Annotated in this window: 9 protein-coding genes and 1 pseudogene; 5 read left to right on the top strand and 5 right to left on the bottom strand. The window is 57.4% G+C overall.

Annotation, left to right across the window (positions count from 1 at the left end):
• Window positions 1-146 precede the first annotated feature (146 nt).
• From DGI_RS15375 to DGI_RS17560, 5 genes are all read right to left on the bottom strand, one after another.
• Window positions 147-1,052: a glycosyltransferase family 2 protein gene (locus DGI_RS15375; protein ID WP_021762129.1), complete on the bottom strand. Its 906-nt coding sequence runs from the start codon at window positions 1,050-1,052 to the stop codon at window positions 147-149.
• Window positions 1,053-1,151: 99 nt separating this feature from the next.
• Window positions 1,152-1,901: a WbqC family protein gene (locus DGI_RS15370; RefSeq protein WP_021762127.1), complete on the bottom strand. Its 750-nt coding sequence runs from the start codon at window positions 1,899-1,901 to the stop codon at window positions 1,152-1,154.
• Between the two features lie 47 nt (window positions 1,902-1,948).
• Window positions 1,949-2,944: a glycoside hydrolase family protein gene (locus DGI_RS15365; RefSeq protein ID WP_021762125.1), complete on the bottom strand. Its 996-nt coding sequence runs from the start codon at window positions 2,942-2,944 to the stop codon at window positions 1,949-1,951.
• On the bottom strand, window positions 2,944-3,609 hold the full coding sequence (locus DGI_RS15360; RefSeq protein ID WP_021762123.1) for an acetyltransferase: 666 nt from the start codon (window positions 3,607-3,609) through the stop codon (window positions 2,944-2,946). The genes DGI_RS15365 and DGI_RS15360 overlap by 1 nt, the downstream gene beginning before the upstream one ends.
• Window positions 3,602-5,449: a DegT/DnrJ/EryC1/StrS family aminotransferase gene (locus DGI_RS17560; RefSeq protein ID WP_051286681.1), complete on the bottom strand. Its 1,848-nt coding sequence runs from the start codon at window positions 5,447-5,449 to the stop codon at window positions 3,602-3,604. The genes DGI_RS15360 and DGI_RS17560 overlap by 8 nt, the downstream gene beginning before the upstream one ends.
• Before the next feature lie 661 nt (window positions 5,450-6,110).
• Here DGI_RS17560 and DGI_RS15350 point away from each other — a divergent pair.
• The 5 genes and pseudogenes from DGI_RS15350 to DGI_RS18855 form a co-directional block, all read left to right on the top strand.
• Window positions 6,111-10,985 (top strand): ATP-binding protein, encoded by a 4,875-nt coding sequence (locus tag DGI_RS15350; protein WP_027193365.1) that lies wholly within the window; start codon window positions 6,111-6,113, stop codon window positions 10,983-10,985.
• Window positions 10,982-11,317, top strand: a complete 336-nt coding sequence (locus DGI_RS15345) for a hypothetical protein (protein WP_021762116.1) — start codon at window positions 10,982-10,984, stop codon at window positions 11,315-11,317. Before DGI_RS15350 ends, DGI_RS15345 begins: the two co-directional genes overlap by 4 nt.
• A 37-nt stretch (window positions 11,318-11,354) precedes the next feature.
• Entirely contained in the window at window positions 11,355-11,726 is a 372-nt protein-coding gene (locus tag DGI_RS19610; RefSeq protein WP_021762115.1) for a helix-turn-helix domain-containing protein, read from the top strand.
• A pseudogene (locus DGI_RS18105) lies at window positions 11,714-12,295 on the top strand (IS630 family transposase); the annotation flags it as partial. The gene DGI_RS19610 and the pseudogene DGI_RS18105, both read left to right, overlap by 13 nt.
• 475 nt (window positions 12,296-12,770) lie before the next feature.
• Window positions 12,771-14,080 (top strand): hypothetical protein (locus DGI_RS18855; RefSeq protein WP_158407346.1); only part of this gene is annotated, 1,310 nt, incomplete at its 3' end.

The following is a 14,080-nucleotide window of genomic DNA, read 5'->3' as shown; positions in this document are numbered from 1 at the left end:
CCCTATGTAGAAAGCGATGAAGTCCCCGCTACGATGCAGAAAGCGTTGTGAGCAAGGCAGTTGTTAAACAAGGAACGTAGGTGGCACTTTTCAATCGCTGGAAATGAGAATTTTCAGGGGCACAAATTGTGCGCTGTTGTTCTATCTCAAGCAAGGGTTCGTGCCAATTCGAAGACCCTGTCTCCAGGAACAACCACCTCGCGACCGACCAACTGTTCCGCTGCTTCTGGGGTCATGAATTGCCTTCTCCACTCGGCTTCCACAGCCGCAGGGCCCTGCTTGAAAATTTCGGCAAGGCGTACCCAATGCCAGCCAAGGTTGGGATTTCTGTTTGCAGGCGCGGCGTCGACGATCATCGAGACAGCACGCATCTTGATTTCAAATCGAGCGAGTGTGGTGAAAGCGATATGAGCAATGACGATATCAGTCGCGACGGAAGTCGGAATACCCTGTTTGTTCACCCGGTTGATGACCGCATGGCCGCCTACGTTGAAATCAAGGGACTCACAGGCGCGCATGCAGCATTTTGGCCCCACGCGTGTAAGCACCCAGGGTATGCCTCCAAGGGTGCTGCGCTCGGCCGGGTCAATGGTCACCGGAAATACGGCCAGTGGGAGTTCCCGCAACGCCATTGTTGACGAGATGTCCGCCTGCGCCGCTGCTTCCGGCGTGGGCCAGACAATATTATAGCGCGGCGCTGTGATTGATGCCGTCTGGGTCTCCTTGGCCACGGCCTCTTTGAGCGATCCGCGTTGCACAAGCCAGCGTTCGTCGGAATCGATTCGGATGATCCAGTCGGCGTCGTATTTCCTGCGTGCCAGATCCAGTGTAGCCCGCTCAGCGTCCAGAATTTGTTCCAGGTTCCCCGGAAGCTGCACAACCGTGATATCGGCGTGCTCCCGTTCCAGGGTCTGCAGCAGCTCTGGCGTGTTGTCATCCGAATGCCAATGACAGACGATGAACGCATCCACGCCCATGCTTCTATGATGGGCAAAGCATCCAATGAGATCATGCGCCGAGTTGCCTGCTATCACTTGCGCAACCAGTTTCATTTCGAACCCGCGTCTTTCAAATTGTTGTCACGAAACCTTATCAGGGTGTTGAAAAAATCCTCCATGGACTTTTTCAATCCAGAAATCGCTGAAGTGAATTTAATGATTTCTGGCAGAATCATCGCATCCGGCGCGCCGTCCTGGAGTGCAATGTACGTTATTTAGCGAGCTGTTATGCTCGTATAAATCAATGTCCATGGGGGCCCGCATTGTTCGGCGGATGTCGGCCTGGATCTCCCGAGGATCCACGGACATAAGTGCTGGCAACAGCAATGGAAAATCCCCTCCATACGGTGGCAGGAATTCGAGCTGCAGCCCTGCTTGTTCGAAGGCCTGGGAGTCATAGAGGCTTCGGCCACCGGGGGCGTTGAGGTATTCCGTTCCCTGCAGCGCCTTGACAATGGCGATGATCCGATCCTGGCCGCGGACGTCGGGCGGAAGCTCCAGCGTCGACGCCAGGATGATTTCGGGTCGCAGATCCAGCAAATCCGCGACAAGATGCACACCGGCTTCGATAAAATCCATTACCCGCAGCAGGGGGGAGCCCAGGAAGGCCCGGACGCGGTCCGAGGCAGGCCCGGAACCAGCGGCCAGCCAAGGATGCCGGTGCAAGCGAGCATCAAAGGCCGATCGGGCATCGGCCGCAAAGGCTAGGTCGCGGATGCACGTCTCGCGCGGCTGCCGAGCCAGGGGCAGGGTAAGCCATTGCGTTCCCCCGGCCGGGGCCGGGACTTCAGTGCGGTGCACCCGGCCACGCCGATTGAACTGGACGCAGTCGAGCAGCACAAAACAGTCTACGCCTGCCAGAAGGCGGAAGTAGCCGGCATAGGGAAAAAAGTACGGCTGCATGACCGCAATGCGTCGGCGGATCCGGTGGGCATGTCTGCAGGCCATGGTCACGATCGTCCACGGTCTGGGATCTGTTCAGCACCGGAGACCGGCTCGGCCACTGCATAGCCAAAGCCGGCACGACCAAAGCCATTGCCGGTGTAGAACATGATGTGCGAATCCCGGAATGGGACGATGCAGCAATAGGCCTGCATCCAGCCGTCCCAATCATCGGCTGTCGGTACCGGGGTGAACACCACCGGCTCTATCTCAGCTGGTCGTATCGTCTTGCCGTGCAGTGGCGCATGATGCAGACGATAGGCTTCCCCAGAGGTTGGCTCGCGAAAGCGATTCGCCCCACGGACATCGAAAAACAGCCTTGGCCGCTCCGAGGCGACGAACCATGGCCGCCCGGCAGCGCCAATTCCCTGTTCCGCAAGGGCAAAAACCGGACCGGCTGGCGTCCAGTGAATGCCATCAGGAGAATGGGCGCAACGCAGGGAATACTGTGGATTGACACGGCCCTCGAACGATGTCCATTCAGTACCGCCGGCATACCACATTTCGAAGCCGTCAGGGTGGTGGACGACCATGGGGCTGTGGGCGAGACCGGCATCGTCTGGTCCGGCAGTCAATACAGGGGCCTCGCTCACCTTGCGGAAACTGACGCCACCATCCTCGCTGATAGCCAGCCCGATGGCTAGTTCATACGGCACATCCTGGCGCAGACGCATGCCGGAATACCACAACAGGATGCAGCCATCGACCGCGAGGACGCACCCCGGCATCAAGCCGGCGCTGTCGAACGCTCCGTCCCCGCCGCGTTCAAGTCCGGGGCACTGGCGAAACGCCAGGATATTCATGGCATCCGATGGATCGACGTCCACGCACAAGGCATCGCTTTGTCCCTGCTCGTTGCATGCGGAAAACCAGATACGCCAGCAGTGCTCGTCGCACGGCAGGCAGACTGGGAGTCCGACACGGCTCTTGTTCCATGGGAGATACTCTGCCGGGCCGATGATGCGGCGCATCCGCCGCCAGACCGTGGCCACATGGCAGGACATCAGAACAGCCTCCGTATCCGCCGGCTGGAATACGGCGCAATGCGGGGGTGCGGCGTAGGGGGCGTCACACTCTCCGGGGGGAGGTCTCTTCGGATGATGGCGCCCATACCGACAAAACTCCAGGCTCCGAGCCGCACGCCATAATTGACACCGCCACAGCCTGCGATGAGGCAGCCCTCCTCAATGACCACATTGCTCGCCACGCCGACATGCCCGGCCAGAAAGCAGTGGTCCTCGATCCGCGTATGGTGGCCAATGTGGTTGCCGCTCCAAAGCATGACATTATTGCCGATGCACACAAAGGGCTGCAACGTGTTCTCCTCCAGGATAAAACAATTCTCGCCAATGGACTGCGCATAGTTATGGCAAGCGGGGTGAATGAAGGAGGTGAAGGCGTAACCGCGAGCCTTGCCTTCCAGGTAGCGCGCCCGGCGAAATTCGTTGAGCCTGCGAAAGCTGAGGGGACCAAGCAGTTGCACCTGATCCGGCGGGAAATGGCGCTCAAGGTCCTCCCAGGGGACCAGCGGCCGACCGGCAAAGGTCTCGGCTGTGCAGTACGCCGCATCCGCGGTAAAGCCGACGATTCGATCCGGGCCATGAGTGTCCATATAGACGCGTGCGACATCCGCGATCTGCCCTGCGCCAAAAAGCACCACGTCAGCCATTGTTGCCCTCCTCGTCATGACCTGAAATTCCCCGCAACCCTGCATCAAGAGCGGCCACGATTCGAAAAATCTCCTGCGTCGACAGATCGGGCGCCATGGGCAGACCAATGAGGCAACGGCCCAGTTGTTCCGTATTGGGCAGCTCGTCGCGGGGCGCGCTCCGGAACGCAGGTTCCAGGTGCAGGCCGGGGCCATACCAGTGCCTGTATTCTATGCGTGCTGCGTGCAAAGCGTTCTCAACGGCCGCCGCCTCGACTGCATCCCGGGCATGATAGAGCGTGTAACAGGAGGCGATGCGAGGGGCGGTGACGACTCGGTCTCCACACCCTGCCGCTTCAGCCTGACGCCGATACGTGTACGCCGCCTTGTCGAAGGCGGCTTGCGTTTCGGGCCAAGCCTCCAACGCTGCCAATCCGACGGCGGCGTGATACTCGCTCATCTTGCCGTTGGTCCCTGGCATGCTGCTGATGCGTTCGCCATTGAAACCGAAGTTCAGCGCTGCTGTCGCACGATCGAGGAGGCCCCGGTCAGCACAGACCACCGCTCCGCCCTCGCCTGTGCTGAAGGTCTTGGTCGCATGCAGGCTGAGGGCGACCGGAACCTGTCCGACCAACTCCCCTGGAAATGCGGCTAATCGTTCAAAGGTGGCGGCGCCATCGATGACCACGGGAATACCCGTGTCGCGAGAGAATGCCGCCCATGCCGCCTGTTCGACGCCCTGCCCGTAAGGAGCCACCGCCAGAACCAAGCCCACCCTGTCCAGCGCGGGATGATTTCGGGCCATGGCCGGCTCGAAGAGCCAGGAATTGACGTCCACATCAACAAAATACGGCTGGTACCCGGCCATCTCGGCCGCATTGGCTGTGGCGACGAAGGTATGGGCCGGACAAAGCGCCAACGGACGGTCCGGACTCGCCCGTCCGGCACTGGCAAGAATCGCTCCAAGCAGAGCCAGGGTGCCGGAGACAGCGGGGCGTACCCCGTCCGCCCCAAGGCCCAACGTTTCCGAGAGGCGCTTCGCGAACCGTCCGACCAGGCCGCCGTAGTTGGAATACTGCCGGGTCTGGTCGATTATCGCAAGAAATGGGGCGAGGCGTTCGGCGGTTGGCAGGGCCGGGCGAAAGACAGGGATCCATGCAGCCTGTGGGGGAATTGGCCGGCAGACGGCCTGCCGCGACGCCGCTCCCGGCTTCACCGCGTAGGCCATCAGTTCATAGAGGCCATAATCGGCTCGGAACCCAATGAAACGTCCGGCCAGTCGGTGAAGATATTCGGCAAGCTCATCATATGATACATGGAAGAGATCCTCGCGCTCCCAGTCGACGACCTTCGACATCACATTAAAGATGATGCCGCGGCGGGCCTTGGGCCATACCCGTTCGAGCGTCGCGGTCATGAAGCGGAACATCGTCGCGTGGCTGGCACTGTTTTTGACTGTAAAGAGGCCATTGGCGAAGATGAAATCGCAATTGATTGCTTGCAGCAGCTCATCTGAACACTGCAGGACATCGAGCTGCAAAAAATTGGCTGCCGGAAACTTCTCGGTGGCGTACTGCAATGCGGCAGAGGACAGATCGACGCCGGTATACGAAATGTTGTCGAGGCCGTTCCGCACGATGTGGCCGTACAATTCACCAGTGCCGCAGCCAAGATCGCAGACCGTGACAGAGTCACCTCCGCCAAATTGCGCAATGATTTCGCATCCGATACGGAATCTGCGTCCGCGGTCCGTCTCGTTCGGCCAGCCAGCCCCGCGCGCAGTGTCCCCATGCTCCGAGAGGCACGTGTCGTAAAATCGCAGCAACTGTTGTGAAAAGACATCAAGGTTCATCATAGCCATATGTCGCACCGCAGTTCCAGGGGCCGTGTGGCCTAATCGTGTGGCCTAACCGTGTGCCCTCAACCGCAGAGAGACGCATTCCGGCGTGAATTTATCTGTCTTATCAATGCCTTCATTGTCAAGCGGAATTCCCCGGGCGAGCGGCAACTACGGATCGCAGTTTGCCAAAAAAAACCCGATGCGGTGGTATGGTCGGAAAATCCTGTCCAAAGCAGACGAAAACCCATCTTCCTGTATAACACTGTGCAGTGTATGCTACTCATAGCGTGCGCCGCAGCCACGACAGACGTTCTTAAAGACTTGGTAGCGGCTACAATTGGAGCAATGCATACCATTGCCTCCCTTTCCATCATTGGCGGGCACAGTCATGGTGTAATCACAACGGGAGCAGTTGCGGCCGGTGGGCGTCGTATGAAGGGGTACTACCAACGAACGTGCCGTTTGGGGCAAATTGACTTGATTGGTCTGAAATATAGATTGCGATTCCCCTCGTTTGCGCAATGAGTCTCCCTCTCCCGAAGGAATTGCTCAGGCGCTACGGAACTCCCCCACAAATCTGCCCTCGCTATTATAGGCGTCTGCAGGGGTGAGGCAGGATTGACTACGGTACGCAATCACGCGTAGTGGAAAACGGAAAAAGCGTGAAGCAAAGGACCGCGACGTGAACATGACGGGTCAAACGTCCCAGCGGGTCGGCGGTGGCGGCGCCGCGACGAGCGCTGGCATCCTGTTTCAACAACGCTTGGGCGCGCTCATCGGCTGCAAACTTTTGGCCCAGCGGCCATTACCCGCGATTCTCGAGCTGGGCGACGCCACACCCGTGTGGATGCGCTTTGAAACAGAAGCGTCGGTCGATGATATGCTGATTGCAACATCCGCAGACGGCTTTGTTGCAATACAGGCAAAGACCGACGTGTCGCTCTCATCAGATCCGGTAAGCCCCCTGGGCAAGACGATAGCCCAGTTTGTCCGGCTTTGGCTGGCTTGCCTGTCCGGCGATGGAACACGGCAATGGAAACGTCCACTGGATCCGCATCTTGATCGTCTGGTGCTGGCCGTTGGCCCAACTGCGCCTAAAACGGTGGTGCTCACGCTGGCGAATGCCCTTCGACTCGCCTCGCAGCCGGGCGGCGGGGCGCTGAATAAGGAGCAGACCAAAGCCTTTTCGCAGTTCTCTGCCGTTGTCGAAAGCACATGGAAAAGCACCACCTCCGCGCCGTTGGAGCACGGGTTCGCCAACACGCTGGCAGGCTTGGTTCGAATATTTCAGTTCGATCCTGCGAGTCTCGAACAGGAAGCTGCTGCCGTGTTCCAGGCCTTCGACACCCCCCACACAGCACATGCCCGGGCGTTGGTGGCTGGCCTTGTGGCGCTGTGCGGCGAGTTGATGGCGCAGCGCGGGGGAGTGGATTTTACCACGCTCCGCAGGGACCTTTTTGCGCGGGGTCTGACGCTGCCGTCACCGCCGAACTTCAAGCGCGATATCGAGCGGCTGCGCAACCATAGCGCTGAAACGGCCAAGATGCTGGAGCGCTACGAGACGATCGAGGCGGCGGACGGCCAGCCTGTCACAATCAAGCGAGAATGCGAGGAGGCGATCCTGGCCGCGGCGCTTGAGGGGCCGTTCCTCATCGTGGGCGAGCCGGGAGCCGGGAAAAGTGGCGTGCTGAACGCGCTTGCTCGCGAGCTGCGGGCTCGCAAGCATGACGTGCTTGAACTGGCGGTCGACAGGCATTCGGTCGAGACCCTCGAAGGCCTCAAGAATGAACTTGAGCTAGAGCATGGGCTGATTGAGACCCTCGACGCCTGGGACGGTGCAGGTCCGGGCTGGCTGATCATCGATGCGTTGGACGCAGCCCGCGGGGATAAAGAGGAAGGCGTCTTTCGCAAGCTCATTGAGCGCATCATGGAGCGGAAAGGACGCTGGCGTGTCATTGCCTCCATACGCACCTTTGACCTGCGGATGGGGCAACAGTACCGAACGTTGTTCAAGGGAGCCCCGCCTGCGGCAGATTTCCAGGCGCAGGGCTTTCAAACCGTTCGGCACGTGCAGGTGCCGTCCTGGTCTCCCACCGAGTTTCAGAAGCTGCTCGACCAGACACCGGCCCTCCAAGCCGCGCTCAAACATGCGCCCCCTGCACTGCGCGATCTTGCGGCAGTCCCGTTCAACACGCGTCTGCTGTGCGAGTTGATCAAGGACGGCCTGGTCACTGCCGACTTCTCGCACATTGCTTCGCAAACAGCATTGTTGAAGCTTTACTGGGATCACCGCGTCAATGCGCTCGGGGCTCCTGCAAAAGCCTGCATTCATCGCATGGTGCATGAAATGGTCGAGGGGCGAGTCCTTCGGGCGGCTTTTTCCACAGCGGCGGGATCTGAGCCGGCAACCGTTGATGCCCTGAAGCGCAAGGGAGTGCTGGTCTCGATTAACGGTGACCGCCAAATTCAATTCCGCCACCATGTTCTTTTCGATTATGCCGTGTCCCGAGAGTATCTGGATCCGGAACAGTTGGTAGATGGCTCGCTCAGCTTCCCCAAGGCTGACGCTCGCGGGCTGATGCTCGCTCCTGCGTTGGCATTCGTGCTGCACGAAATCTGGGATGCCGACCAAACCCGGGCGAGGTTCTGGACAGCGGCGGCTCGCATTCTGGCCGACGGGAACGGCGACCCGGTGATCCGTGGCGCGACCGGGCGGATCTGCGCCGAATATCCGCTGTCGCCGAGTGATGTAGCCATACTTGCGCAGCGTGCTGTCAAGGCAGATGATCTTGCGGTGCAGGCACTGGTGCACTTGAGCGGCGCACTGGCCATCCGGCTCGAAGACCATCCGGAAACGCCCCTTGCGCCATGGGTGCGATTGTTGCGCGATCTTGCCGCGAATGTGTCTCCGGTCTCCGAAGTCATGCGGTTCTTGCTGCTCTGCTTCCTCGGGAAGGTTTCCGACGAGCAGGAACGCGCAGATCTTGGGATCGCAGCCCGCGCGCTGCTTGACCATGCCTTGACCCTCGACGAACCCCGCAATCTGGTCATCGCGGCGATCAACTTTGTGGGCGGCACCTATGACACCGATCCGGAGGTCTCGCGCTGTCTGCTTGAACGCGTCTTTGATCCTGCCCGCCTTGAGCGCTTTGCCCCCGAGGAGGTGCCGGCGCTGTGCCGCAGGATAAAAGAAATTGCCACGCATGATCCTGCCTTTGCCCGGCAGATCTATCAGCACGTCTTCGCATACGTCGTCACAGATGATCGCGAAACCATGTTGGGGGACAGCCAGATCTTGGCCCTGCGCTCCAATGCCCGCCAGGATTATGAATCGGCCTGCCATGCGCTCACCGAATTTGTGCCCACGTTTCTTGCGCTCCATCCCAAGGAAGCGGTTGATGCGATTCTTGAGGCCACCGAAGCCTATGTCGCGCGCGAGAATCCCCGCAAATCCGAATGGCTGGATGTCAGCATCACGCTCGAATCACGAACGGTCCGGCTGCGCGAAGACTGGAGCTACATCTGGGCCAGCGACCCTGATCAGGAATCTCGTGATGATGGCGAGGCCCTCGTCAAGACGCTGCTCGACTATCTGCGAAGCAGCGACGCAACAGCAGCGCGGCCGGTTGTGGAATGCCTTGTCGAGAAAGCAAGCCTCGCCATCTTTTGGTCCCGCCTGTTCATGGTCGCAAGCGAACGGCGCGACGAAGTGCTGGATCTCGTGCTGCCCCTGGCGATGCAGGAGGCCTTCCTCACACTGCCCGACACGTGGAGGGATGCCGTGGACGCAGTGGCCGCCGGGTATGATCGGCTGAGTGAATCAGCGCGTCGAGACTTCGAGACAGGAGTGCCCGCATTTGACTTTTCCCGACTCCAGTCGCCGGATGGCGCTCGCGAGAGCTTCGAGCGCTGGCTGTTCGGTGCAATTGGGCGGGAACGGCTGCTGACCGACCACGCACGGTCCGTTGTGGATGAGCCAAAGGCCGCGGACGATGTGCGCAATGAACGACTGTATACCATCCACAGCATTGATGGTTCCCCAAAGCCCTATGATTGGATCCTTGAGCTCGACCGCGACCTGCCTGCCAACCAGTCGCTGATGGCGGCGATTGACACCGTCGAGGACCAACTCGAGCTTGAGCGGGATGCGAGAGAGGCAACGCCGGTCCCGCTCCAGGAAACCCTTGATGTGCTGGAACGGCTGGCCTCAACGATTGATCGCGACGCGCAGCATCCCGATCTTGTGGACCACGCCGAGGGCCAGATCGCTCGCGCCCTTGATCGCCTGATCGAGCGCAAGGAGACGCCAAGGGCCGAGGACCCCGTTTCGACCACGCGTTTAATCGATCTGTTCACGCTGGTGGCGACATCGCAAGGTCCTCAAACGGAAGAGGACACCGAGGCGAATTTTGAACGTGGCGCATCGTGGGGCTCGCCCGCGCCACGTGTCGACGCCGCCAAGCTCGCGCTTGCTCTCTCGCGAGGACGGCCCGACCTGTACTCTGCGCTCGCACTGCGAATCGATGCGTTACTTCAGGATCCGCACCCGGCGGTACGGCTCATGGCGGCGCTTTATCTACCGCGAATCAGTGCACTTGATACTGAAGGATTCTGGCGACGGCTGTCGGCACGTTTCGATGTGGAGACCAACCTGGGCGTGCTCGACCATGTTATGCCGGACGTGCTCTGCCGTTTTGTTCCTCATGCGCCGGATCGGGTGCTGCAGTTGGCGCTTGGGCTCCTGGGGCGCTTTGCGGATGCGCCCGATAAGCAAGCGCGAATGCGCAAGTCGCTCGCAAATTCGCTCACGATTCTCTGGGTGACCCATGAGCGGCAGGCCGCCCATGCGGTGATAGACGGCTGGATCGCGATGCCGACCGAGCATCTCCCCGAACTCTGTAACGTCCTCGGGACACTTCGCAAGGCGTTGGTGCTCGGCCTCGACGGCAAGGCGAATGAGGATACGGAGCAGAATGCGATTCGACATCGCTCCCAGGCGCTTGTGCATGCGGTGGCCCAGGCGGCGGACGGCGGCCTTGCTGACTATTTTGCAATCAAGAAGCCTGACGAGGCGGCGCAAGAGCAGGGGCGCGCCATGGCCAGGCTGCTTGATGCGGTCTGTCACGAACTCTACTATGCCTCGGGAGCCAGCCATACTGACCAGGAGGCCGAGCCTGCCCTCGGAGGCGCGGGGCTCCGCCTGTTCTTCGACGAAATTGCGGATACACTGGAGATCATTGGCAATCATGCCACGCCGCACACAGTCTATAATCTGCTCAACCTGCTGGAATTCCTGCGGCCGTTCGATGCCGCACGTGCGTTCGACCTCACAGCACACGCCCTGCTCGGCGGTGGGCGCAAGACGGGCTATCAGTTCGAATCCCTCGGCGCGGACCAGTTTGTCAAACTCATTGGCATATTCCTCGCCGATCATAAGCAACTCTTCGAGGAGGAAGGCCGGCGTGGCTTGTTGATCAACTGTCTCGACATGTTCATGAACGCTGGCTGGCCCGCTGCGCGCCGCCTGCTCTATTGTCTGCCGGAATTGCTGCAATGAACAGGGGGCGCGTCGAGAATGAGTTTCGACTTGGACTCGAAGAGTTGCTCAAAACAATCGAGGATGAGCAAACACGTCCGGCGATCAACCCCTATGCTGGCGCTGGCGATGCCGTGTTTCACGAGCATGATACCCGGATTTTCTTTTTCGACCGGCTGCTGCAATTGCTTGGCTGGGACCGAGGTGCGGGCGGGAATGTCGCTGAGGAAGCGCGTATCAAGGCAGAGACGACCAGATTCATTGACTATCTGGGCGTCAAAGCCAATCCCAACATACCCATATTCATATTGGAAGCCAAGGCCTGGGACAAGCCGCTCATTAGAGCATTTTAATATTGAAAAAGTCTAGCAATAGTGCTATGCTCATGCCATGGGCATAGCAACAAAAGAAGTTCGAGAATTGGCGGTAAAGGCATACTTATCAGGCAAAGGGACGCTGGAAACCGTGTCCAGGATGTTTGAATGTCACACGAGCACGCTCAAACGCTGGCTCCGAGAATATAAAGAGGAGAACAGGCTTGAGCCGCGCCGCAGAGGGCACATGGCCGCGGCCTTCTCTCCCCAGGAGCGAGAACAGCTTGTTGCGTTTCTGGAGGAACATCCAGACGTTACCCTTGAGCAAGTCCGCGAACGATTTGCAAAAACATGCTCGCTTGTCACCGTGCACAATACCATCCGAGCGCTCGGGTTCAGCTATAAAAAAAATCGCTACGCGCGGCTGAGCAAGAGCGGGAGGATGTAAAACAGGCGCGTGAGAAGTGGCCTGAAACTGTGCAACAGATTCCTCCTGAGCGCCTTGTCTTTCTGGATGAGTCCAGCGCCAAAACGAATATGACCCGCCTCTATGGTCGAGCGCTTTATGGCAATCGTTGCGTGGACGCCGCCCCACATGGCCATTGGAAAACGACGACCATGCTGTCTTCCATTCGACTGGATGGAAGTACGGAATGCGTTGTCTTTGATGGTGCTGTTAACGCTGAAATTTTCCGCATAAATAGAGAAAAAATGCTTGCACCACGCCTCCGCGACGACGACGTTGTCGTAATGGACAATCTTTCTGCATATAAAGACCAAAAAGTTATAGTACTCATAGAACAACGAGGCGCAAGAGTGCTTCTTCTGCCAGCATACAGCCCTGATTTCAATCCCATTGAAAAGATGTGGAGCAAAGTAAAGCAGATCTTACGATCCATAAAGGCTCGTTCGCAAGAGACACTGCTCAAAGCCATTGCCACGGCCCTGGATGCCGTCACAGCCCAGGACGCAAAAGGGTGGTTTGCCTCCTGCGGGTATAGCTCTTTTCAAAATTAATATGCTCTAGCGACTGGTCCAGTTCTCCTGGGCCACTTCTGGCGCCAGGACCAGAACGGCGGTACATTGGGGGCGGTAAGGTGGTAGACAGAAAGAGGGGATTTTACGATAATGGCGAGCTTGATTTGCCTAAACCTCTGAATTTATTCAATAAATATTCGAAATCATTCCAGAATGATGAACGGCGGAAGCTTCGTGCGGAGCTTTTGGCGCTATGGATGAGTTGGAGCAGGTGCTTGAGAAACTGTCCACTTTAAGTTATTAAGCCGAATCAGGCAAGCTGCCGCCCGTGGCTGTGCCCCCCGCCAGGGCCCTGCCGTTCCGACGTTGTTTGAGGCGTTTTAATATGGTTGTCCCTCCAGCCCCGTTAGAGTTGGTAGGGAGAACGCGAATGCGAGTTCGAAAAACAAACCACACGTACGTCGATATTGACTTTGCCAAGTCGTGATTTCGGTATGTGTTTGAGGATTGCAGAATGGATATTACGGCAATACGGGGAAAGGATGGTTTTCTTTTTTTAGGTGGGGACTCCAATCCGGTTCTGGATCAGATAACAGCAAGAAGAAACCTGTCGACAGCAATGCTGCAACGATGGAACACTAGCATCAATGCCCGTGTAGATTTTTGTAAAAAAAATGGCTGTGAGTATTTTGTCTTCATAGCGCCTAACAAGCATTGCGTATATAGAGAATTCCTCCCCGAAGGGCTTTTCGTTTCAGACAAACGTGTCGCCAAGCAGCTTGAGCAGGTATCGTCAAACGTTTTTTATCCATGCAGCACGTTAAGAAAATACACAGACTGCTTGACATACTATAAGCTTGATACCCATTGGAATGAGGTGGGTTGCTGTGTCGCATGGAATGAGTTCTTTCAGAGCAAGCTTGGACTTGATGGGCTAAAAATTCCTGGCGTTAAAGAATTTAAAACAGGCCCAGGCGATCTTGGAGCAACAATTGATCCCAAGATGAGCAGTTACGCCTATAGTGTCGAATTGGAGCACACTTCAAAATCGACATGGGATAACTTACTTTTTGAGAGGGGCCTGGTGCGTGTTTTTAAAAACACAATACCTAAGCAGAAAAGGGCGATTATCTTTGGAGACTCATTCAGTAATGGTTTTTTGAATCGCATCGCAGACTATTTTTCCGAAACATATTTTTTCCACACCCCGTTCTTTTACAAAGATATAATCACAAGACTGTCCCCAGATGTGGTGATAAACGCAAATGTCGAGCGCTTTTTTTATTCGCCCCTCCCTCTTGTTGGAACAATTGCCTCAGACCTTCTGCAGTATTTTTGGAATGGTCAGTACGACTGTTTCACGTTAAAACGATTTATGAGCGTGCCATGGAATGAAGTTTTCCCGCGAGACGTATACGATGAGATGCGTTCGTCTTCGGCGAATTTTATTGACACGTATACTCATTTTAAATTCAATACTGTGGAGGGGTTGCTGAGGGCTGCCCCCGGGCAGTCACAGCTTGAAAGACTGGACGAGCTAATAGCGTATAATCAACTGCCCTTCTTCTATTATCAAAAGTCAATACTACAAACAAAAAATGGTGATTTTCAAGGCGCTTCGGAGTCCATTGAAAGGGCGCTGGATAGTTGCCCCAGAAGTGATGTTTATTTATTTAGATCGAGTAACATATTTTCAGACTTGGGGATGTATGACCAGGCGATCAAGAGAGCTCAAGATGCTATAGCAGTCAAAGACAACTACGCACATTTTTATTCCCATCTTGGAAATCTCTTGTGGAAAACCGGTGATCTTGATGGCGCCAA

Origin of the sequence: Megalodesulfovibrio gigas DSM 1382 = ATCC 19364, assembly GCF_000468495.1 — a bacterium.
GTDB lineage: Bacteria > Desulfobacterota > Desulfovibrionia > Desulfovibrionales > Desulfovibrionaceae > Megalodesulfovibrio > Megalodesulfovibrio gigas.
This window is presented reverse-complemented; position numbering and strand designations above follow the sequence as displayed.